At 60.6% G+C, this 22,898-nt stretch carries 19 protein-coding genes; 14 read left to right on the top strand and 5 right to left on the bottom strand.

The features are described from left to right. Nucleotides 1-984 (bottom strand): tRNA glutamyl-Q(34) synthetase GluQRS, encoded by a 984-nt coding sequence (gluQRS, locus tag V2391_RS05120; protein ID WP_329738462.1) that lies wholly within the window; start codon nt 982-984, stop codon nt 1-3. A gap of 535 nt (nt 985-1,519) precedes the next feature. Between gluQRS and V2391_RS05115 the strand changes: the two genes are divergently transcribed. Further along, nucleotides 1,520-3,463 (top strand): DUF2207 domain-containing protein, encoded by a 1,944-nt coding sequence (locus V2391_RS05115; RefSeq protein WP_329738461.1) that lies wholly within the window; start codon nt 1,520-1,522, stop codon nt 3,461-3,463. A 140-nt stretch (nt 3,464-3,603) separates the two neighbouring features. On the opposite strand, the gene V2391_RS05110 is transcribed toward V2391_RS05115, so the two are convergent. Next, nucleotides 3,604-4,245 (bottom strand): GNAT family N-acetyltransferase, encoded by a 642-nt coding sequence (locus V2391_RS05110; RefSeq protein WP_148332653.1) that lies wholly within the window; start codon nt 4,243-4,245, stop codon nt 3,604-3,606. 277 nt (nt 4,246-4,522) lie between these two features. Here V2391_RS05110 and purH point away from each other — a divergent pair, with 277 nt between their 5' ends. The 6 genes from purH to V2391_RS05080 all read left to right on the top strand — a co-directional run bounded on the left by purH (nt 4,523) and on the right by V2391_RS05080 (nt 10,606). Next, nucleotides 4,523-6,130 (top strand): bifunctional phosphoribosylaminoimidazolecarboxamide formyltransferase/IMP cyclohydrolase, encoded by a 1,608-nt coding sequence (purH, locus tag V2391_RS05105; protein ID WP_329738460.1) that lies wholly within the window; start codon nt 4,523-4,525, stop codon nt 6,128-6,130. Nucleotides 6,131-6,211: 81 nt separating this feature from the next. After that, nucleotides 6,212-6,943, top strand: a complete 732-nt coding sequence (locus V2391_RS05100; protein WP_271737210.1) for a hypothetical protein — start codon at nt 6,212-6,214, stop codon at nt 6,941-6,943. Between the two features lie 178 nt (nt 6,944-7,121). Then, nucleotides 7,122-7,793, top strand: coding sequence for a response regulator transcription factor (locus V2391_RS05095; protein ID WP_329738459.1), 672 nt, complete (start codon nt 7,122-7,124; stop codon nt 7,791-7,793). Between the two features lie 9 nt (nt 7,794-7,802). Next, the gene (locus tag V2391_RS05090) at nt 7,803-8,846 is read left to right on the top strand and encodes a sensor histidine kinase (protein WP_329738458.1); all 1,044 of its coding nucleotides are present in this window, start codon (nt 7,803-7,805) and stop codon (nt 8,844-8,846) included. A 177-nt stretch (nt 8,847-9,023) separates the two neighbouring features. Further along, nucleotides 9,024-9,314 (top strand): helix-turn-helix transcriptional regulator, encoded by a 291-nt coding sequence (locus V2391_RS05085; protein ID WP_329738457.1) that lies wholly within the window; start codon nt 9,024-9,026, stop codon nt 9,312-9,314. Beyond that, nucleotides 9,314-10,606 (top strand): HipA domain-containing protein, encoded by a 1,293-nt coding sequence (locus V2391_RS05080; RefSeq protein WP_329738456.1) that lies wholly within the window; start codon nt 9,314-9,316, stop codon nt 10,604-10,606. Before V2391_RS05085 ends, V2391_RS05080 begins: the two co-directional genes overlap by 1 nt. A gap of 195 nt (nt 10,607-10,801) precedes the next feature. Here the strand turns inward: V2391_RS05080 and V2391_RS05075 are convergent, their stop codons facing one another. Continuing rightward, a complete protein-coding gene (locus tag V2391_RS05075; RefSeq protein WP_006235921.1) occupies nt 10,802-11,239 on the bottom strand; it encodes a universal stress protein in 438 nt (145 codons plus the stop codon). A gap of 249 nt (nt 11,240-11,488) precedes the next feature. Between V2391_RS05075 and V2391_RS05070 the strand changes: the two genes are divergently transcribed. Together V2391_RS05070 and V2391_RS05065 are read left to right on the top strand one after the other, a co-directional pair. Continuing rightward, complete coding sequence (locus tag V2391_RS05070; protein WP_329738455.1) at nt 11,489-12,463, top strand: undecaprenyl-diphosphate phosphatase; 975 nt, start codon at nt 11,489-11,491, stop codon at nt 12,461-12,463. 332 nt (nt 12,464-12,795) lie between these two features. Continuing rightward, nucleotides 12,796-15,696, top strand: a complete 2,901-nt coding sequence (locus V2391_RS05065) for an ATP-dependent helicase (protein WP_329738454.1) — start codon at nt 12,796-12,798, stop codon at nt 15,694-15,696. A gap of 281 nt (nt 15,697-15,977) precedes the next feature. Here the strand turns inward: V2391_RS05065 and manA are convergent, their stop codons facing one another. Both manA and V2391_RS05055 read right to left on the bottom strand, forming a co-directional pair. Further along, complete coding sequence (gene manA / locus V2391_RS05060; protein WP_329738453.1) at nt 15,978-16,910, bottom strand: mannose-6-phosphate isomerase, class I; 933 nt, start codon at nt 16,908-16,910, stop codon at nt 15,978-15,980. Between the two features lie 74 nt (nt 16,911-16,984). Beyond that, nucleotides 16,985-17,704: a GntR family transcriptional regulator gene (locus V2391_RS05055; protein ID WP_158554581.1), complete on the bottom strand. Its 720-nt coding sequence runs from the start codon at nt 17,702-17,704 to the stop codon at nt 16,985-16,987. 304 nt (nt 17,705-18,008) lie between these two features. On the opposite strand from V2391_RS05055, the gene V2391_RS05050 reads away from it, so the two are divergent. The 5 genes from V2391_RS05050 to V2391_RS05030 all read left to right on the top strand — a co-directional run bounded on the left by V2391_RS05050 (nt 18,009) and on the right by V2391_RS05030 (nt 22,871). Next, complete coding sequence (locus V2391_RS05050; RefSeq protein ID WP_329738452.1) at nt 18,009-19,409, top strand: glycoside hydrolase family 1 protein; 1,401 nt, start codon at nt 18,009-18,011, stop codon at nt 19,407-19,409. Nucleotides 19,410-19,529: 120 nt separating this feature from the next. Next, a complete protein-coding gene (locus tag V2391_RS05045) occupies nt 19,530-20,873 on the top strand; it encodes a PTS sugar transporter subunit IIC (protein WP_329738451.1) in 1,344 nt (447 codons plus the stop codon). 158 nt (nt 20,874-21,031) lie between these two features. Continuing rightward, complete coding sequence (locus V2391_RS05040) at nt 21,032-21,334, top strand: PTS sugar transporter subunit IIB (protein ID WP_329738450.1); 303 nt, start codon at nt 21,032-21,034, stop codon at nt 21,332-21,334. A gap of 9 nt (nt 21,335-21,343) precedes the next feature. Continuing rightward, nucleotides 21,344-21,676, top strand: a complete 333-nt coding sequence (locus V2391_RS05035; RefSeq protein ID WP_199410549.1) for a PTS lactose/cellobiose transporter subunit IIA — start codon at nt 21,344-21,346, stop codon at nt 21,674-21,676. A 241-nt stretch (nt 21,677-21,917) separates the two neighbouring features. Further along, on the top strand, nt 21,918-22,871 hold the full coding sequence (locus tag V2391_RS05030; RefSeq protein WP_329738449.1) for an ROK family protein: 954 nt from the start codon (nt 21,918-21,920) through the stop codon (nt 22,869-22,871). The last annotated feature ends 27 nt before the right edge of the window (nt 22,872-22,898 follow it).

Here is a 22,898-nt window from a genome sequence, read left to right as displayed (position 1 = left end):
CTACTCGGCCGTTACGGTGATGTTCTCCCTGTGCGCGCGGATGACGTCCCAGCTAAAGTGCTCGACCAGCTGCTCGGCAGAGCGCGGCGTGGTGTCCGGCGCGATGCCTGTTTGCCCGGCGAGCCAGCCTAGCAGTGCCTCGGGTGTGCCAAAGCGGGTGCGGAGCTCGCCCAGGTCCAGATCGCGATCGCGTTTGGAAAGGCGGCGGCCGTCCGGTGACATGAGCAGCGGAATATGTGAGTAGTGCGGTGTGGGCAGTCCCAGCAGACGCTGCAGGTAGATTTGGCGGGGCGTGGAGCCCAGCAGATCGCATCCGCGCACGACCTCGGTGACGCCCATGGCGGCGTCGTCGACCACCACGGCCAGCTGGTAAGCAAACACGCCGTCGCTGCGGCGCACCAAAAAGTCGCCGCACTCGGTGGCGAGTGCTTCGCATTGGGCACCATACGTGCGATCCACGAATTCGATCACGTCGCCCGCGAGGTCGTCGACGGCGGGCACGCGCAGGCGCGTGGCCGGAGCGCGCAGGGCACTGCGGCGGGTAACCTCCTCGGCAGAAAGGTCTCGGCAGGCGCCGCGGTAGATGGGCGTGCCGTCGCTGGCGTGTGGCGCGCTCGCGGCGTGGAGCTCGGCACGCGTGCAAAAGCAGGGGTAGGTGAGGCTGGCGTCTTGCAGCTGGTGCAAGGCGCTCTCGTACAGGTCGAGGCGATCGTGCTGGTAGTAGGGGCCTTCGTCCCACTCGAGTCCCAGCCAGGCCAGGTCGTCAATCAGCTGAGCGGCAAGTTCCGGGCGCTTGCAGCGATCGTCCAGGTCCTCGATGCGCAACACGATGCTGCCGCCTTGGCTGCGGGCCGAAAGCCACGCGCACAGGCAACTGAACACGTTGCCCAGGTGCATGCGGCCCGATGGCGACGGGGCAAAGCGTCCCACGACAGGCGCGGGAACGGAGGTGGGCGGCGTCGTTGGCGCGTTCGCGGCGGGCATTGCTATGTTGCGTGCTTTGATATCCATGCGGACGAGTATAGCGCGGGGCGCGATGGGGAGGCGTCACTGTGGTCCGCAAGTTGGCCGCGCTGCGCATTGCACGCGGCTGGTTTGCGGCTCAAGGTCTCGATTGCTGCGCACCGACTTAGCCTCACAAACGACAGAAACCCCGGCAGCTCTTCGCAACTGCCGGGGTTTCCGCGGAAAAGGGGGACATGATCCTCGAGCGAACGGCAAAGGGGCAAACCGTTTTCGCTCAACTGCTTTATGCCCCTCGGCTGGCGGCTCAATCAGCGCGTGCCGCGCCCACACAAAGCCGCTACACCTGTGACAGAGCTGTGAAATGGTATCTATTGCTGGCGCAGGTCGTACCAAAGAGTGTCCCAAACTGTCGGCAGATAAGGAACGTCCCTAAGTGCCAGGCTCGGGTGGGACTTTTGTCCCATTTGACGTTCCGTTGGCCCAGATGTTCGTCATGTGTACCCGCAAACGTGGGACAATGGCGCTGTTGGTTTTACAGACAAAGGATGTGCCTATGAACACCCTCGCCGCCAAAGTCAGCAAGCAGCGCCGCCCGTTTGCGCGATTTGCTTCCATTTGCGCGCTCGTCGCGTGCGCACTGCTGCTGTTGCCCGCCGTTGCACGTGCCGACGGCTACTCCATGACCCAAACCTATATCGGCGCCACGGTTGAGGCCGACGGCTCGCTGACCGTTGTCGAGGGACGCCAGTTTGATTTCGATGACGACATTAACGGCGTGTTTTGGGAGATCAATGCGGGCACCAACCAGCAGGGCGGCACGGCGGGCGTCGATGTGCTGAGCGTTGAGGAAGACGATGCCGCGTTTAACAAAGTCGATAGCGCGAACAAGGGCGACTCTGGCGTCTACACGGTCGAGCAGACCGGTGACGGCGTAAGGATTAAGGTGTTCAGCCCCCACGAGAGCGGCGACAGCGCGATCTATTACGTGAGCTACACCATGACCGGTGCGGTTATGAACTGGTCCGATACCGCTGAGCTCTACTGGAAGTTTGTGGGCGACGGCTGGTCCGCGGATTCCGAAGATGTCGAGATGGAAGTGTACTTCGCAAATGCCGCTGCCGGGACGGCGGCCGTCAAGGGCGATAACTTCCGTGCATGGGGCCACGGCCCGCTGACGGGCGACGTATCGCTCGATGCGGACGAGCCCATGGTCACCTATGCCATTCCCTGTGTGCATCAGGGCGAATTCGCCGAGGCGCGCATCGCCTTCCCCAGAGACTGGGTGCCTTGGCTTTCCGCTTCGAGCGAAGAGCGCATGTCAACGATCCTGAGCGAAGAGAAGGAATGGGCCGACGAAGCTAACGCCCGCCGCGCTCACGCTCGCATGATTGCCAATGCACTTGCCGTGCTAAGTGTTGTCGCGGCGGTGGCCTTTACCGGCACAATCGTTGTGCTCAAGCTGCGTAAGCGCAAGCCCAAGCCGCTTTTTCAGGACGAATATTTCCGCGATGTGCCTTCGGCCGACCATCCCGCCGTGCTTTCGGCCCTCATGAGCTGGAACGAGGTGCCCGATCAGGCATATATCGCCACGCTCATGAAGCTCACTGACGACCGTGTGATTAAGCTGGAGCAGGCGACCGTGACCAAGGCCAAGAAGGGTCTGTTGGGGCGTGAAAAAGAAGAGCAGACGTATCGCGTGACGGTGAGTGATGCGGGCTGGAAGTCGGCCAAGGGCATTGACCACATGGTGCTCAAGGTCTTCTTTGCCGGTGCTAAGCCCGACGAGAACGGCGACCGCTCGCGCACGTTTGACGAGCTACAGCACTACGTCAAGCAGCACGCTACACCCGTGGGCGACAAGCTCGAGGACTATCAGAACACCGTTAAGGGCAAGCTGGCCGATAGCGAGTATGTTGCCTCGGACGGCATTGTCGCAATGGTGTTTTGCCTGGTTCTTGGTATTCTGATCGCCTTTGTTCCCGCGGGATCCATCATCTTTACCGACGGTGCACAGGCGAACATTATCGCTGCGGTTATCTCGGTGCCGATTGTGCTGGTGGGTATTGGCGTGGGCTTTACGTTCCGCCGCTTTACGCCGGAGGGCGCCGAGGTGGCGGCTCGCTGCAAGGCGCTTAAGCATTGGCTCGAGGACTTCACGCGCCTAAAGGAAGCCGTCCCCGGCGATCTGGTCCTGTGGAATAAACTTCTGGTGATGGGTGCGGCGCTGGGCGTTTCGAAGGAAGTCCTGCGTCAGCTTGCCGAGGCCGTTCCTCCCGAGGTGCGCGAGGCCGACGGTTTCTACGACAATTACCCCTGCTACTGGTGGTACTACCATCATTACGGTACCGAGTCGCCGCTCGATTCGTTTAACGATGTGTATCACGAGAGCATCCGTGAGCTGGCTTCGAGTTCCGATAGCTCGAGCGGCGGCGGTGGCGGCGGCTTCTCGGGCGGCGGAGGCGGCGGCGTCGGCGGAGGCGGCGGCGGAACGTTCTAACGGTCCTAAATTACGAGATGGGCTTTTCTCGACAGCCGTCGGGGGAAGCCCATTCCCTTTTTTATGCGCTACCTACGAAGACTGTCCCCAACGACTAGTCACTGGGGACGTTCCTAAATGACTAGGTATGGCTGCTGGGCCTAGGCTGTTAGGTCGAGTTCGTAGAGGAAGCTTTCGCGCGGCATGTCGTGACGGCGCTCTTCGCGGTTGGCGCGGTGCGTGGCCGTGCGCTTAAAGCCGTGCAGCTCGTAGAACTTCCACGAGCAGTTGGAGTCGGTGTACAGGTGCGCCCTCGTCGCTCCAAGCGAGGACAGGTGCGAGACCGCGGCATCGAGCAGAACCGTGCCAACGCCCAGGCCATGGACATCGCGATCCACGGCAAGCAGCGTGACCTCGTTGTCGTGCGGCAACGGGCTGCTCTCGAGCAGGCGGTTGTTGGTTCGGATGGTTGCGCGCACAAACGAGAGATATTCGGCGCAGGCATCAGGCTCCAGCTCACGCATCTGCGACAGCAACGCGCGTTCGGTATCCATCCAATGCTCGTTGATAGTGACGCCGGAGTTCTGTCCTGCGCGTGCAAGTGCAATGCCGCGCGCCTCGCCGTCAATCACCGCAACCTGCGAAAACGTCGATGACGAAAGGCAATAGGCGAGGTCGCACGCGGCCTCAAGGCGGTTGTACTCATCGTTATCCGAATTGTTATGCCAAAGCTGTTGCAGAATCAGCGCGATGGCGTCGAAGTCTTCGGTATCAAACGGTCGGTAGAGAACCCGCGAGACCATGGTGCCTCTTTCTTTTGCGGATGCATATCGAGCACAGTTCTACCACGCCATTGGCATCAAATTATGGTGCCCCTGTGTTCCATGAACTCACCGTGCCCAGTGCCGTGCCCATCCCCTCCGCTCACAAACTTTTTCTGCACATGCGCCCGTTGCGGGGTGCATCGATGCGCTCGATGCGCTACATTGAATCAGTATTTTCAATGCCGCTGCGCGAGCGCTGCAGATCGACGTATCACCGACTCACAGAGCACGGCGGCGTACCAGACAGGAGGACTGCATGGGATCTGATGTGAAGATCGCACGCGCGTTGATCTCGGTTACCGATAAGACGGGCGTCGTCGATTTCGCACGGACGCTGGTCGATGACTTTGGCGTCGAGATCATCTCTACGGGCGGCACGGCTCGTGCCATTGAGGACGCGGGCGTTCCCGTAACCCCCATCGAGGAGTTCACGGGCTATCCCGAGATGATGGACGGCCGCGTTAAGACCCTGCACCCCAAGGTTCACGGCGCGCTGCTGGCCCGCCGCGATTCCGAGCAGCACATGCAGGAGGCCGCTCAGCACGGCATTAAGCTGATCGACCTGGTCGTCGTCAACCTGTACGAGTTCGAGAAGACCGTCGCCAACCCCGAGGTCACCTTCGCGGATGCCATCGAGCACATCGACATCGGTGGCCCCTCCATGCTGCGCTCTGCCGCCAAGAACGCCGCGAGCGTTACCGTCATCTCCGACCCGGCCGACTATGATGCCGTCCTGGCCGAGATGCGCGAGACCGGTGGCTGCACCACGCTTTCCACCCGTCGTCGCCTGCAGGTGAAGGTCTACCAGACCACCGCTGCCTACGACACGGCCATCTCCCGCTGGCTCGCCGCTCGGGCAAGCGACGTGGCGGACTCCTCTGCCAAGCTCGAGATCTCGCTGGAGAAGGTCGACGACCTGCGCTATGGCGAGAATCCTCAGCAGAAGGCTACGGTCTACCGCTTTGCCGAGGGCTGCGAGAACACCGCGAGCTCGCAGTTCCCGCTCGTGGGCTCCGAGCAGATCCAGGGCAAGCCGCTCAGCTACAACAACTATCTGGATGCCGACGCCGCTTGGAACCTGGTCCGCGAGTTCGACGAGCCTGCCTGCGTGATCCTCAAGCATCAGAACCCCTGCGGCTCCGCCGCGGCCGAGGACATCACGGCCGCCTACGACCGCGCGTTTGCCTGCGATCCCAAGAGCGCCTTTGGCGGCATCATCGCCTGCAACCGCGAGGTTCCCTATGAGCTGGTCGAGCACTTCGCCGATCAGAACAAGCAGTTCGTCGAGGTTATCATCGCCCCGAGCTACACTGCCGAGGCGCTCGAGCGCATGACCAAGCGCCCCAACCTGCGCGTGCTGGCTACCGGCGGCGTGGACCACGGCGCCCAGGTGGAGCTGCGCTCCGTCGACGGCGGCATGCTGGTGCAGGAAGTCGACCACGTGACCGAGGATCCCGCGACCTTCACGTTTCCCACCGACCGCAAGCCCACTGACGCCGAGATGGCCGAGCTCGAGTTTGCCTGGAAGGTCTGCAAGGGCGTCAAGTCCAACGCCATCCTGGTCTCCAAGGGCAAGGCCGGCATTGGCATGGGCCCGGGTCAGCCTAACCGCGTTGACTCTGCGCTGCTTGCCTGCGAGCGCGCCGAGGACTTCTGCGAGCGCGAGGGCGTGGAGAAGGGCGGCTTTGCCTGCGCAAGCGACGCGTTCTTCCCGTTCCGCGACAACGTCGACGTGCTTGCCGAGCATGGTGTGACCTGCATCATCCAGCCCGGCGGCTCCAAGCGCGACGACGAGAGCATCCAGGCCTGCAACGAGCACAATATTGCTATGGTCTTTACAGGCGCTCGCCACTTTAGGCACTAAGTTTCGCCTCGGGACAAAATAATCTCTGCAAAAGACGGTCGCTCCGTTTGGAGGGCCGTCTTTTTGGTATAAGAGGACGGAATGACTAACACGAAAGGTATGACCATGCCCCAGATTGATGATGCCGAGCTGTTTGGCAATGCCGAGGATCAGCGTGCGTACGAGGACTTTTGCGCCAATCAGGAGGCGGTCGAGAAGTTCACGCTCGACAAGCCCGCGCTTGTCTGCCGTTGGCGCATGTCCAACAAAAAGGTGCCCATGCTCAACCGCCACATTCGCGCACTGTCCGAGCGCCTGGTGCAGGGCGAGCCGCTTACCCATAACATGCTCAGCTGGGCCAAACAGCACGTTGAGTGGTCGCTTGCCGAGGGTGATTACACCGCACGCGACGGCGTGCTCATGCTGGTGATCGACATCAACGGCAACGCCGCCATGACGGTGGGGGAGTACGAGCCGCTCGCCGATACGTCGGCCAAGGCGCTGCGCGCCCGCTCCGCCGAGGCCCGCTCCGAGGCCGACGAGACCGGCGTGGCGCCCGAGCTGCTCGCCGCCGTCAACAACGGCGAGCTCGCCTTTGTGGCGCCGGCGGACGAGTTCCTGTGTGGCACGGCGACGCTCATCGAGCAGTTGGCCCAGACCAAGGGCATCCCGGTCACGCGCGTAGACATTCCCGCGCAGCTTAAGGGCGCGCTGTTCCTAGTGAGCGACGAGCACGGCGTGGTTCCTGCCACCGACGGTGACGCTGCCGACTCCGATGCCGCCACGGTCGCCTTCTTTGCCGACGGCTACGAAAAGCTTCGTGCCCGCCGCTAAATGATTTTTCTGGGACGGGGATTTAATAATCATTTGATCCTCGCTCCCGTTGCGAGCGAGGGGCGAACCAAACGCTTTCGTTCGCGAACAGTTCTGTCACCTTGGCGCCGCGCGCGGTGCACACCTGCAGTTTCGCAGCCATAATGGTGGCAAGACAACCAAGAGGGGAGCGGAACCCATGCCGCTGATCTATATCGTTGAGGACGACGAGCCCATCCGTCGCGAGCTCGCCGACATCCTCGCCCGTGCCGGTTTTGGGGTTGAGGCCTGCGGATCGTTCGAGCACGTCTCGCGCGATATTCTCGCCGCCGCTCCCGACCTGGTGCTGCTCGACCTCACACTCCCTGTCAAAGACGGCCAGCACATCTGCCATGAGGTTCGCCGCGAATCCGAGGTTCCCATCATCGTCCTCACGTCGCGCACGACCGAGATTGACGAGGTCATGGCCATGACGCTCGGCGCGGACGACTTTGTTCCCAAGCCCTACAGCGCCCGTGTGCTCGTGGCGCGCATCAACGCACTGCTGCGCCGCACCACGGCGGCAGGCGAGCGCAGCACACTTGTCCACAAGGGGCTGGAGCTCGACCTCGCCCGCTCCATGGTCACCAACACGCAAACGGGCACCAGCACCGAGCTCACCAAAAACGAGCTGCGTATCCTCTCGCTGCTTCTGAGCCGCGCGGGCAAGATCGTTTCGCGCTCGGCCATCATGCAGGACCTGTGGGACTCCGACGCCTTCGTGGACGACAATACGCTCACCGTCAACATCAACCGCCTGCGCACCACGCTCGAAAAAATCGGCATCAAGGGGTATTTGACCACGCATCGCGGCCAAGGCTATTCGGTCTAGGGGCCGGCTATGTCGTTTGGCAAGTTCTTTAAAGATGCGCTGCTTCCCGTCGCCGTGTGGACGTGCGGTGTGCTGCTGAGCTGCTTTGTGCTGACGGTCGCCGGCGCACCCGTTTCTATCGTGGTCGTGGCGGTCGGCGTGTCCTTTATCTTTGGTATGCTCGGCATCGTGATCGAGTACGCGCGCCGTCGTCGTTTTCTGCGCCAGCTGGAGCGTGCGGCAGAGGAGCTCGAGAGTCCCGCATGGGTGCAGGAGATGGTGCAATGTCCGACCTATGCCGAGGGCGAGCTCGAGTACGAGGTCTTGCGCCGGGTGGGCAAAGCTGCCTGCGACGAGGTTGCCGAAGGCCGGCGTCAGACCGATGACTATCGCGACTATATCGAAAGCTGGGTTCACGAGGCCAAGCTGCCCCTGGCGGCGGCCCATCTAATTTTGGAAAACCTGGACGGCAGCGAAGACGATCTGTCGCGTGTGGATGACCTGGGCCGTGAGCTGGCTCGTGTGGAGCGCTATATCGACCAGGCACTGTACTACGCGCGCTCGGAAGTCGTGGAGCGGGACTACCTGATTCGCCGCTGGAATCTCAAGACCTTGGTGACGGGCGCGATTAAGGCCAACGCGCGCGAGCTCATCGCGGCGCACGTGGCCCCAGTGTGCGAGAACCTCGACTTCGAGGTCTTTACCGACGAGAAGTGGCTCGAGTTTATCTTGGGGCAGCTCATCCAGAACAGCATTAAATACGCGCGCGAGGACGGCGCGAAGATCGTGTTTTCGGGCGCGTTGCTGGACGAGGGCCTGGCAAGTGAGCGCATTGAGCTCACTGTTGCCGATAACGGCTGCGGCGTGAGCGCGGCCGACCTGCCGCGCGTGTTCGAGAAGGGCTTTACCGGCGACAACGGCCGCACCACCAAGCGCGCAACGGGCATCGGCCTCTACCTGGTGGCGCGCCTGTGCTCCAAGATGGGCATTGACGTCACCGCGGCATCCGAGCCCGGCGAAGGCTTCGTCATCACGTTTGCCTTCTCAACCAACAAGTTCCAATACTTTGAGTAGTCAGCCCGTATGGCGTAGCCGTTCAGGATCTTCCCATGTAAGAAGAAATCAGGCTTTTCAGCAGCTATATTCCTGAACGGGAACATTGCTAATGTAGTCAACACTATATTCCCGTACATGAACATAGTGCTACAGTTTTATACTAAGTTCACGGACAGGAATATAGCTGGAGGCGTCATGAGAACGGTGACAACGATTAAAAAGCTGGATGGGCGCATCAAGCTCAAACCGTCGGAAGTCGCTTTCTCGGAGCGCACGGTTTTCGATCCCGCCGAGATGGGGAAGGCCCTTAGGCTCAGAAGGCGTGAACTCGGCTTGACTCAACGTGACGTCGCGACTATGACGGGTCGCAGCCTTCGTGTGATTGGTGATATCGAACGGGGGCGGACAACGGTCGAAATTGGTGTCATTTTCGATTACGCCTCCATCGTGGATGTTGATTTTATTCTGAAGGTGAGGGGGAAGTAATGGATGGCACGCTGTTCGTTCACCGTGAGTTTAATGGGTCTTACCAGCCGGTTGGCATATTGGAGGAAAATGCGGGGTTTCCGATATTCACCTATAGCCCCAAGTATCTCGAGAGCGGTGATGCGGCGCCGATTTCGATCTCGCTGCCGTTGTCGGCCGAGACATTTAGTCCGGACGCAACGGGTTCCTTTTTCTCCGGCATCATTCCGGAGGGGCAGCTCAACAGGGACCTTGAGAAAAGGGCGCGAGCGGAACGCGGAGATTACTTTAAGGTGCTCGATTTGGTCCGCGACGAACCTGTCGGCGCTCTGGTTTTGACGCGAGAGCCTTCGGCCGACGGTCTCGAAATGGGCTATGAAGAGATAGATGCGGAACAGCTAAGCGGACTGGCATACGCACCGGCGGAGATTGCTTTTGATTTAACGCTAGAGAGTCGAATCTCCCTTGCAGGTGCTCAGGCGAAGGTCGGTCTCTACCATACGGGTGATGACCCATGTGGTGGATGGTACCTGCCTCATGGAGCGGCCCCATCCACACACATTCTCAAGGCAGGGTCGAAAACGTTCCCGGGCGAGACAGTGTGCGAAGCGATGTGCGTGAGAGCCGCCTCTCTGATGGACCTATCGGCCGAAGAGTGCTTTCTTATCCGAGTTGAGGATGCCGAGCCAATTATCGCCGTGAAACGATTTGACCGAGTAACGCCTGATACCGGACGCTCGGTTGACGGATTGCCAATTCCATACCGTTTGCACCAGGAAGATGTTTGTCAGGCCAAGGGCATCTCGCGTGAGCTTAAATATGAGCCGACGGGCGTCAATTACCTGGGGCTTATCGTCGATGCGGTGCGAAGGGCGTCGACGAATCAAATGGAGGACAGGTTCCTTGTCGGCTATAACCAGCTGTTCGACTATGCCGTAGGTAACTGTGATAACCATCTAAAGAACTGGTCGCTCGTATGGGACGAAAGTTGGAAGCAGGTGAGGTTGGCGCCGCTCTATGACGTGCTGTCCACAACGGTTTACCCCAGTCTCGTTCGTGAGATGGGCGTCTCGTTTGGTGGGAGCCGCAAGATTGACGACGTAACGCGTGGGTCGGTGATGAGCCAAATGATTGAGGCGGGTTTGCCCGGGGGAATTGTCGCCGGAATGATTGCTGATACCTGCAATGAGGTTCCAGACGCGCTAAGAGACGCGGCGCGCGGTCTCAAAGAAGAGGGTTTTCCCGAGGCGGAGGTAATGTTCGAGAAGATCATTCCAGAAGTGCAAGCTCGTTTAAGCAGGATCGCCTTATAACAAAAACGTGCCGCCCAAACAAAACGTGCCGCCCCAAACGGGGCGGCACGCCATTTTTCTATCAGATAACTCGCTGAAGTACGGTGACGAAGGCGCAAGGCCGGGAGGGGTTATCTAAGCCGACATCCCGCAGCCGCGAAGCGGCGAGGACGTCGGCGTGATAACCCCGCAGGCCTTGCGCCGGCGGGAAGGAACCTATTTCACGACCAAGATGTCGCAGTCGGTGTTGCGCAGCAGGAACGTCGAAATTGAACCCAGGAGTGCATACTTGATCGAGGACAGGCCACGAGCGCCGCAGAGCACCAGGTCGGGCTTGACCACGTCGAGCATCTCGTCTTTGAGCGTCTCGCGAATGCGGCCGGCGCGAATCATGACCTCGACCTCGGGAATGTCGGGATTGGCCTTGGCCTCTTCGAGCTGCTTGGCGATGGAGTTCTTAAATGCCTCCTCTAGGCCGTTGACCAGATCGACCGGATAGGAACCGGCGCTCTCGAGTGCCGTGGAATCGATAACGTGGCCGATAATCAGCTTGGCGCCGTTGTTCGCGGCGACCTTGATGGCGCGTGCGAGCACAAAATCCTGCTGCTCAGTACCGTCGAGTGAAACAAATACCTTGGTGTAGCCCTCGTTCATGGTTTCCTCCTTGGTCTATCGCACGGGCGTGGGGCTCGTGCATCGGGCGGACGCGGATGCGTGGCCGCCGGACACTTTATCTTGTTGCAGTTATACCCAAGGATTTGGGTTTGACCGCTCGCAATTCTGTGAACGGGCGAGTTTTTTGGTAAGGGTAGGCGCGGGCGCGCCTCCAACGGTTGATAATGGGACATCGCCCGCAACCGTCCGCAGAACAACTATCGGCGGGTGTCTAACGAGGGGGTCCCTTTGGATATCATCGAGCTTCTAAAATCTGCCTTCATGGGCCTGGTCGAGGGCATTACCGAATGGCTGCCTGTTTCGTCGACCGGTCACATGATCTTGGTGGACGAGTTCGTCAAGATGAACGTGAGCGAGACGTTCTGGAATATGTTCCTGGTCGTGATTCAGCTTGGCGCCATTTTGGCCGTCTGCGCCCTGTTCTTCTACGATCTCAACCCGTTTTCTCCCAGCAAGGGCAAGGAGGGCCGTCGCGACACCTGGGTGCTGTGGGGCAAGATTGTGCTCGGTTGCATTCCCGCCGCGGCGATCGGTCTGCCGCTTAACGACTGGATGGAGGAGCATTTCTATAATGCTCCCGTCGTGGCGCTGGCGCTCATTGTGTACGGCGTGCTGTTTATCGTGATCGAGAACTGGCGCGCGAACAAGCGCGACCAGGCCGCTCTTGCCGGTTCGTTTGGTTCGCGTGCCGTGGTGGCGGGCGGACGACCCGCTGGTGCGCATTTTGCCGCGCCCGCTGCGACTGCCGCTGCAGACGATGACGATAATCTGGACTTTGGCTCCATCACTACGCTCGAGGATCTGAGCTGGAAGACCGCGCTTGGTATCGGATGCTTCCAGGTGCTCTCGCTGGTGCCGGGCACGTCGCGCTCCGGTTCTACCATCATCGGTGGCCTGCTGCTGGGCTGCACGCGTTCGGTGGCGTCTAAGTTCACGTTCTTCCTGGCCATTCCTGTCATGTTTGGCGCGAGCGCGCTCAAGCTGGTCAAGTACTTCGTTAAGGGCGGCACCTTCGGCACCAACGAGATCGCCATCCTGGGCGTGGGCTGCGTCGTCGCCTTTGTGGTGTCGCTTATCGCCATCAAGTGGCTTATGGGCTTCGTCCGCCGTCACGACTTCAAGTGCTTCGGCGTCTACCGCATCATCCTGGGCATCGTGGTGCTTGCGTACTTCTTTGTCCTGGAGCCGATGCTCGGCCTGTAACTTAGTCGACGCTGCGCGGCGGCCGGGGCGACAACTTGTCATTCAAAGGGGGCGGCATGACCAGAAGGTCTATGCCGCCCCTTTTCATGCCAATTTGTTCGCCCCGGCCACCGCTCGCTGCTGCTGCCATGACATCGGCGGTTTCGTGATTGTCAATTGATTGGTGCAGACTAACCTGACCCCATTGCGCCTAATCCGCTGGGGTGGGCCTGACGGTGGCGCACGGAGTCGTGGTGTGATTTGCGTCGGTGTCCGCGCGGCTCGGTATACTGGTACGGCTCAAACTATGGCGCCGCCCGCAGGCGCGCCGTCCGTCAGATGAGGAGTCACCCATGACCCAGCCCTTGCCCTGGGAAAAGAACGCCGCGGTATCCGTGCCGCCCGCGCCGGAACCCGTGCCGCTCGATGCATACACCGCTCCTGCTGCGCCGGAGCCCGAGCTCGTCCCGCTCGACATTTACGACGCTCCCGCGCCGGCGCCCAAGCCCGCCAAGCCGCTCGTCGACATTGACAGCCTTAATCCCGCCCAGCGCGAGGCTGTCCTGTCCACCGAGGGCCCGTTGCTGGTGCTCGCCGGCGCCGGCTCGGGCAAGACCCGCGTCTTGACCTTCCGCATCGCACATATGCTCGGCGACCTGGGTGTTAAACCTTGGCAGGTTCTTGCCATCACGTTTACCAACAAGGCCGCGGCAGAGATGCGCGAGCGTCTGGCGGCACTCATTCCCAGCGGCACCCGTGGCATGTGGGTGTGCACCTTCCATGCCATGTGCGTGCGCATGCTGCGCGAGGACGCCGACCTGTTGGGCTACACCGGTCAGTTCACCATCTACGATGACGATGACTCAAAGCGCATGGTGCGCGACATTATGCAGGCGCTCGGCATCGAGCAAAAGCAGTTCCCCATCAACATGATCCGCAGCAAGATTAGCTCGGCCAAAAACGCCATGATCGGCCCCGAGGACATGCTCAAATCCGCCGACAGCCCCAATGACAAAAAGGCCGCGCAAGTCTACCTGGAGCTGGAGCGCCGCCTGCGCGCCGCCAACGCGATGGACTTCGACGACCTGCTCGTGCGCACGCTCGAGCTGCTGCGCACCCGCCCCGAGGTGCTCGACAAGTATCAGGAGCGCTTCCGCTACATTAGCGTCGACGAGTATCAGGACACCAACCACGTCCAGTACGAGATCGCCAACCTGCTGGCCGCCAAGTACCAAAACCTCATGGTCGTGGGCGACGACGATCAGTCCATTTATAGCTGGCGTGGCGCCGACATCACCAATATCCTGGACTTTGAGAAGGACTTTAAAGACTGCAAGACCGTCAAGCTGGAGCAGAACTACCGCTCTACGGGTCATATCCTGAACGCCGCCAACGCCGTGGTACGTCACAACTCGCAGCGCAAGGACAAGCGCCTGTTTACGGCCGAGGGCGACGGCGAGAAGATCCAGGCCTTCCAGGCAAGCGATGAGCGCGACGAGGGTCGCTGGATTGCCGGCGAGATCGAAAAGCTGCATGCCAAGGGCACGAGTTACGACGACATCGCCGTGTTCTACCGCACCAACGCCCAGTCGCGTATTCTCGAAGATATGTTTCTGCGCGCGGGCGTGCCCTACAAGATCGTGGGCGGCACGCGATTCTTCGACCGTGCCGAGATCCGCGACGTCATGGCCTACCTTAAGATGATCGTGAACCCGGCCGACGAGATGAGCGTCAAGCGCGTCATCAACACGCCGCGCCGCGGCATCGGCTCCACCTCGATCCAAAAGATCGAGCAGCTGGCGCGCGACAACCGTTGCTCGTTCTTCCAGGCTTGCGAGATCGCGTGCGCCGAGACGGGCATGTTTAGTGCCAAGGTGCGCAACGGCCTGTCGAGCTTTGTGTCGCTGGTGCGCGAGGGCCGCCGCATGGACGGCGAGCTCAAGGACGTTGTCGAGATGATCGTCGATAAGACGGGCTTGCTGCAGGCGTTTCGCGCCGAGGGCACCATGGAGTCCGAGAGCCGCGCCGAGAACATTCAGGAATTCCTGGGCGTCGCCGCCGAATTTGAGGAGACGCACGAGGATATCGAGGGTACGCTCGAGAGCTTGGAAGAGCTGCGCGCAGCCGGCGTTGCCGACGTGCCTGCCGAGCCTGAGTCCGAGCCCGTTGTGGTGAGCGCGCCTGCGCCCGAACCGGGGCCATCTGCCCCGGCATCCTCGTTTGAGGCGCTCGTCGGCGCGCGCGATGCCGCAGGTTCCAATCCGCTCGATAGCCTAGCCGCCCCGGCGCTCTCGCCGCAGGACGCCCTGGCCGCCGCCATCGCGGGCAACGCGTATGCCGCGCCGACGGAGATGCCGGCGGGTGCCGTGCATGCCGACGAGATTGAGCGCACCTACGGTCCGCTCACCTGTAAGGCGCTGCCGGCACTCATGGAGTGGCTGGCCCTGCGCTCCGACTTGGATTCCCTGGCCGGCGAGACGCATGCCATTACCATGATGACCATCCACTCCGCCAAGGGCCTGGAGTTCCCGGCGGTGTTCGTGGCCGGCATGGAGGAGGGCATCTTCCCGCACGTGCACGACTCTGGCGGCAGCGATGACCCGGGCAAGCTCGAGGAAGAGCGTCGCCTGGCCTACGTCGCCATCACGCGTGCCCGTAAGCGCCTATTCCTGACCTATGCGGCCACGCGTCGCACCTACGGCTCGACCTCTGCCAACCCGCGCTCGCGCTTCCTCAATGAGATTCCGTTTGAGGATATCGAGTTTAGCGGTATCGGTTCTGCCGGTTTTGAGGGCACGGGCTGGGAGAAGCGCGGCGACCGTCACGGCACCTTTGGCTCGGGCATGGGTTCGGATATGTATGGCGGCAAGGTGTTCGGTTCGCATACGCGCTCGACCGGCGGTTCCGGTTCGCGCGGCGGATCGAGCTTTGACGATTTCTTTGGCGGCAGCAGCTACGGGACCGAGCGCCATCGTGGGGTCTCGCCCGACGCCGGCCGTGTTGCCTCGACCTTTGGTTCGGGTGCGCCGCGAGCCAAAAAGCCGTCGTCCAAGGTGTCTCCGACGGTGGAGCGCAAGGTCGATCGCGCCAGCGCATCGCAGGACTTTGCCGCGGGCGATACCGTGAGCCACAAGACCTTTGGCACGGGTACCGTGATCTCGGTCGCCGGAGACATGATCGAGGTCCAGTTCGAAAAGACCGGCCAGACCAAAAAGCTGATGAAGGGCTTTGCGCCGATCGTCAAGCTGTCGTGATCCTGGCGGACCTGGGCGGGCGTATAGGGCAACATCGCCTGCTCGGGCAGTCCTGCGCAAGACGGAGAGCACATTAAGTGCTCTCCTTTGCGTGCGGAACTCGCGATCGATGTTGCCCTATACGCCCGCCCAGGTCCTTGGGTAACGGTGCTTGCGAACGTCGCTCTGCTCGTTCGCTTTTTGATCTGGAGAGCCGGGTGGGCTGATAAATAGATATGGCAAGGGGCTCTCCCGCACATGGACGGGAGAGCCCCTTGTTGCGTTTGGGTTGTTGGTGCGACCTACAGGTGGCTGATGATCAGTTCCATTTTGCCTTCGAGGTCGATGGAGCTGACGGTGCTGGGTGCCAGCAGGTGGCTTCCCTTGTGGACGGGGTCGCCGCAGACGGTGCCTTCGCCGTCGATGACCGACAGGCACATGAAGGGCCAGCGCTGGTCGAGGGTCTTGCTGCCGTCGACACGCACGCGATCGACGGTGTAGCAGGGGTTGGACTCGAGCTCGGTCACGCCGTCCACCTCGGGCGCGGTCACCGTGCCGTCGGTCGGAGCCTGAGCATCAAAGTCGATGCAGTCGAGGCTCTGCTCAATGTGCAGTGGGCGCAGCTTGCCGTCGGTGCCGGGGCGGTCGTAGTCGTACAGACGATACGTCACGTCGCTCGACTGCTGCGTCTCCAAAATGAGCGTGCCGGTCTTGATGGCATGCACGGTACCGGAATCAATCTGGAAAAAGTCGCCCTTGTGGATCGGCAGCACGTTGAGCATGTCGTCCCAACGGCCTTCCTCGATCATCTGTGCGGCCTCGACGCGGTCCTTGGCGCGCTGGCCGACAATGATCGTGGCACCGGGCTCGCAGTCCAGCACATACCAGCACTCGGTTTTGCCCAAGCTGCCGTTCTCGTGCTTGGCGGCGTACTCGTCGTTGGGGTGAATCTGGATCGAAAGGTCGTCCTTGGCGTCCAGAATCTTGATGAGCAGCGGGAACTCCTTGCCTTCACAGTTGCCAAAGAGCTCGCGGTGCTCGGCCCACAGCCACGACAGCGTGTGGCCGGCGTACGGGCCCTCAGCGATCTGGCAGTCGCCGTTGGGGTGGGCCGAGATGGCCCAGCACTCACCGATGGGACCATCGGGAATGTCGTAACCAAATACGGTTTCGAGCTGGCGGCCGCCCCAGATCTTCTCGTGAAAGATCGGCGTCAGCTTAATCAAATCGGACATGTTTATACCCCCATTGTGTTGTGCGGGCGCTGCACAAAACAGCTCAAAGCGAGCGCCCGGATGACTACAAAAACCTATGCCAACGTTACGTTGTGCAACTCAAAGCGGTCGCCAACGTTGCGCGAGACCGAATACTCAAAGGCGGCGCCGCTGTCCAAAAAGCCAATCTGGGTGAGCTCGAGCAGGGGAGAGCCAGGTTTGGTGTCCAGGCGATTGGCTTCTTCCTCGGTTGCTGCCACGGCGCGAATGGTACGGTGGAAGCTCGAAATTTTCAGCCCGCATTGCTCGCGGATGAAATGGTAGACCGATCCGTACAGGTCCTTCTTTTTAAGGCCTGGAATCAGCTCGAGGGGCATGTAGGTGTACTCGATAACGATGGGCTTCCCATCGGCCTGACGCACGCGCACGACGTGATAGGCAAAGTCATCCTCGGCAATTCCCAGCTGGGCTGCGATGTCCGCTGGTGGATTAACAATCGAGAAATCGTAGACCACCGAGGTCACCTTTTCCCCGCGGTGCTCATACGAAAAGCCCTGGGCACGGTCGTTTTTGCCCTGGAAAAACGCCTGGCCGGGAAGTCCCGCCGTGTCCTTAACGTAGGTACCCGATCCGCGCCGGCTGGTAATAAGACCTTCCTCGGTGATTTGCTCGATAGCTCGTTTGACGGTGATTTTGGAAACGCTATAGAGCTCACAGAACTCAACGACGGTGGGAAGCTTGTCGCCCGGTTTAAGAGCGCCATCCTCGATACTTCGACGAATATCTGCAGCTATCGCCTCGTATTTGGGAATCATGGAACCTCCTTTCCGACATATATGAATACAAAAAGTAAGTATAACCCTCAACAGGGCATCCATATTACTTTTATCTAAGAAGTTCGAGAAAGAAAAAAGAAAAAGACGCTTTACTTTTAAAATTAGAGCGCTATAGTTTAAGCAACGAACGGAATCCTTCCGCACAACAGGATCGACCGTTTGGGGACGGTTTTGTTTTGGCGGGTTGGATATCGGTATGGCCGGTGCGCGCCCGCGCCGGATAACCTGCCAAAGCAAACCCGTCTCCAACCGGAAGCTCTAGAACACGAAAGCGAGGACTTTGATGGCACAGTATCAGCTGCCCAACGACTTCTTCTTTGGCGCTGCTATGTCCGGCCCGCAGACTGAGGGTCAGTGGAACCAGGGCGGCAAGCTCGAGAACCTGTGGGACACCTGGTCCATCCAGGATCTGGGTTCGTTCTACAACCGCGTTGGCTCTTACGCCGGCAATGACTTTATGGCCAAGTACCAGGAAGACCTTCGCATTTTGAAGGACTTGGGTCTGGATACCTATCGCACTTCCATCCAGTGGAGCCGTCTGCTCGATGCCGACGGCAACCTCAACGAGGAAGGTGCCGCGTGGTATCACGAGTTGTTCCGCGCCTCTCGCGAAGCCGGCTTGGAGCCGTTTGTCAACTTGTACCACTTTGACATGCCCACCTACCTCTTTAACCGTGGCGGCTGGGAGAGCCGTGAGGTTGTCGAGGCTTACGCACATTACGCCGACGTCGCCTTCCACGAGTTTGGCCAGGAGATTAAGTACTGGTTCACCTTTAACGAGCCCATCGTCGAGCCCGAGCAGCGCTATCAGGAGGGCGTGTGGTTCCCGCAGCTCCACGACTTCAACCGCGCCCGCACCGTGCAGTATCACATCTCGCTGGCGCACGCGCTGGCCGTGGCCAACTATCGTCGCGCCTATGACGAGGGCGCTATTCGCGCCGATGCCAAGATCGGCATGATCAACTGCTTTACCCCGGTCTACACCAAGGAGAACCCCAGCGAGGCGGACCTCGAGGCCGTGCGCATGACCAGCGGCATCAACAACCGCTGGTGGCTCGACCTCATCACCAAGGGCGAGCTTCCTGCCGACGTGCTCGACAGCCTGGCCGAGGGCGGCGTTAAGCTCCCGTTCCGCGCCGGCGACCAAGAGATCCTCAAGCAGGGTGTTGTCGACTGGCTCGGCTGCAACTACTACCACCCCACGCGTGTTCAGGCGCCGGCGAGCAAGGTCGACCAGTACGGCCTGCCGCACTTTGCCGACGAGTACGTATGGCCCGACGCCGTTATGAACGAGAGCCGCGGCTGGGAGATCTACCCGCAGGGCCTCTACGACTTTGGCATGGACTGCGCTAAGAACTACCCCGATCTTGAGTGGTTCGTTTCCGAGAACGGCATCGGCATCATGGACGAATACAAGAACCGTGACGCCGAAGGAACCATCCAGGATGACTACCGCGTCGACTTTGTACGTCAGCACCTGGAGTGGGTTGCCAAGGCAATCGCCGAGGGCGCCAAGTGCCGGGGCTATCACTACTGGGCCGTCATCGATAACTGGTCTTGGGCCAATGCCTTTAAGAATCGTTACGGCTTTGTCGAGGTCGATCTCATGGACGGCTACAAGCGCCGCCTTAAGAAGTCGGCGGCCTGGCTCAAACAGGTCGCCACGACCCACGTGGTTGATTAGCGACCGGGCGAACGCCCAGACCGCGCGCCGCCGCGCGCAACACATGGCACATCTGGTGGCAGAGGGCGACAGACCACCGTGCGCATAGGAAAAGGCCGGATTTGAAAGTTAGGAGCAATCATGGCCAGTGACAACGGAAAGAGCTTCCTCGACAAGTTTGCCGAGGTCTCTGCGAAGGTGGGAAACCAGGTTCACCTGCGTTCCCTGCGTGACGCCTTCGCGACCATCACGCCGCTCTATATCCTTGCGGGTATCGCGGTTCTTATTAACAACGTCGTGTTCCCTCTGTTCCCGCTCGATGCGGCGGGCCTTGCCAACCTTCAGACGTGGGGCTCGGCAATTACGCTGGGCACCCTCAACGTCTCTGCCATTATCTTGGCCGGATTGATTGGCTACAGCCTCGCCAAGAACAAGCGTTTCGATAACCCGCTCGCTTGCGTGGTCGTCGCCATCTCTGCCTTCGTCATCATGATGCCGCAGCAGATCACCGCCTCGCTTGCCGCCACGAGCCCACTGCTCACCGACAAGATCACCTCCACCGAGGTCACGGGCGCCCTTTCGACTGCCAACACCGGCACCAACGGTCTGTTCTCGGCTATTATCATCGCCCTGCTTTCCGTCTCGCTCTTCATCAAGATTTCTGGCGTCGAGAAGCTCAAGGTTAAGCTGGGCGAGGGCGTGCCTCCCGCGGTCTCCAACTCCTTCAACGTCATGATCCCGATGCTGCTCAACCTCGCGATCTTCGCTCTTGCCGCAGCCCTGCTCGCCGTGTGCGCCGGCACCGATCTGTGCACCATCATCTCCACGTGCATCTCCAACCCGCTCAAGAACATCATGAACGCCGGTCCGTGGGCTGTTATCCTCATCTACACCCTTGCTAACCTGCTGTTCTGCGTCGGTATTCACCAGTCCACCATCTCTGGCGCTACCGTCGAGCCGATCCTGACCATGCTCATCGTCGACAACATGGCTACCTTTGCCGCCGGTGGCACCATTCAGCCCGATCACTACATGAACATGCAGATCGTTAACAGCTTCGCCCTCATCGGCGGCTCGGGCTGCACCCTCATGCTCCTGCTCGACACGCTCCTGTTCTCCAAGAACAAGGCTTCCGAGACCGTTTCCAAGATGGCTATCCTGCCTGGTCTGTTCAACATCAACGAGCCGGTTATCTACGGTTACCCCATCGTGTACAACCTGCCGCTCATGATCCCGTTTGTCCTCCTTCCCGATCTGTTCATCGGCGTCACCTATGGCCTTACCTGCGCAGGCATCATCAGCCCCTGCATCGCCCAGGTGCCCTGGACTATGCCTCCCGTCATCAATGCCCTGCTCGCTACGGGCTTTGACTGGCGCGCCGGCGTGTGGCAGGCTCTCGAGATTGTCATTGGCATGGCCGTCTACCTGCCCTTCATGAAGATTTCCGAGAAGGCAATCGCCAAGCAGGAGGCTCTCGCCGAGTAGAACGCCTAACGTTCGTCCCTTTCACCTTTGCGGGCGCCGGTATGCGGTGCCGGTGCCCGCATTTCTCTTCTGCGTAAGGGTGCAGAAAGAGGGCACAATAGCCGCAAGGAATAAAACCAGTTGTCGTCTGCGCGCCGCGCAGTTATAAGGAGGAAACCATGAAGAAAATCACGCTCTGCTGCAATGCCGGTATGTCCACGAGCCTGCTGGTCCAGAAGATGCAGGCCGAGGTTGCAAACCGTGGTCTGGATATCGAGGTCGAGGCTCGTCCCATGAACGAGGCCCACGATCACCTGGACGAGTGCGACATGTTGCTGCTTGGCCCGCAGATCGGCTACACCAAGGGCGATTTTGAGAAGGAGGCCGCCGGTCGTTTTCCGGTCGAGGTCATCAACATGGTCGACTACGGCCGCATGAACGCTGCCGGTATCATCGACCACTGCGTCAGCGTGATGGGCTAGGTGCTCCGCATGGAGGATATGAACGAACTGCAGATGACCTGCTTCGAGATCATCAGCTACGTCGGTACCGCCAAGAGCATGTACATCAATGCCGTGCAAAAGGCCAAGGAGGGCGATTTTGACGCCGCCGAGGAGCTTATCAAGCAGGGCGATGAGGCCTATAACGGTGGCCACGATGTTCACATGGGGCTTCTGAAGAAGGAGGCCAACGGCGAGCGTAACGGCGAGGCCCCGTTGATTCTGCTGCATGCCGAGGACCAGATGGCCGGCACCGAGACCATGCGCGTCATGGCGACGGAGCTCATCGAAATCCACAAGCAGCTGCAGGCACTTCAGGCCTAGTCGGCGCTATCGCCACGACGGACCGTGCGGTCCAACAGACAACATAGTCCCTTTGACGGGCGCCGGGAGTCTCCGCCTCCCGGCGCCTCTATTTTTGAGGATGGTCTTGTGCGGCCTGTTGAGCAGCCAATTGCATTTCCCCAGATAAAACCTGCCAAAACAAACCTGTCTCTTTTTGGTAGGTTTTTGCCTTGGGAGCGGTACCATACAGGCAATGTTTAAACGAGAAAGGTGGGCTCTCATGGAACCTAAGCAGTACTACATCGGCATTGACGTCGGCGGCACTTCGGTTAAGGAGGGCCTGTTCGACGAGGACGGAAACCTGCTTGCCAAGGCCAGCGTGCCCACGCCTCCCATCGTTGACGCTGCGGGCTTTGCCGCGGTGACCGAGGCTATCGACCAGGTGGTCGCCAAGGCGCAGATTCCGCGTGCCTTTGTGGCAGGCATTGGCCTGGCCGTTCCGTGCCCCATCCCGGCGTCGGGCGATGCCAAGGTCAAGGCCAACATTGCCATTAACCTGCCCGAGCTGAGGATTGCCATTCAAAAGCACTGCCCCGACGCGGTCGTTAAGTACGAGAACGATGCCAACGCCGCTGCTATGGGCGAGGCCTGGCTCGGCTCTGCCAAGGGCGTACAGAACGTGGTGATGGTCACCATCGGTACCGGTGTGGGTGGCGGCGTTATCGTTAACGGCGACGTGGTATCGGGCGTTGTGGGCGCCGGCGGCGAGATCGGCCACATGTGCCTGAACCCCGACGAGGAGCGCACCTGCGGCTGTGGCGGCCATGGCCACCTAGAGCAGTATTCCAGTGCCACCGGCGTGGTGAGCAATTACCTGGCCGAGTGCAAGAAGGCGGGCGTCGACCCCATCGAGCTCACCGGCCCCTCCGATTCCAAGGACGTGTTCCAGGCCTGCCGCGAGGGCGACAAGCTCGCGCTGGCCGCGGCCGACACCATGGCCGACTATCTCGGTCGTGCTCTGGCACTTATCGCCAACGTGGTCGACCCCGAGATGTTCCTGATCGGCGGCGGCGCCTCCGCCTCGGCCGATGTCTATCTCGATAGGGTGCGCGAGCACTTTAAGCAGTACGCGCTTTCCGCCTCGCGCGAGACGCCCATCGAGGTCGCCTCGCTCGGCAACGACGCCGGTATCATCGGTGCCGCCTACGTAGCCCTGCGCGCCGCCGGCAAATAGCTGGTGCAAGGGGGTCAGGTTACTTTG

Source organism: Collinsella sp. CM84Y_54 (assembly GCF_036317945.1).
Lineage (GTDB): Bacteria > Actinomycetota > Coriobacteriia > Coriobacteriales > Coriobacteriaceae > Collinsella.
Note: the sequence above shows the minus strand (reverse complement) of the source record. Positions and strands in the feature narration are given on the sequence as shown.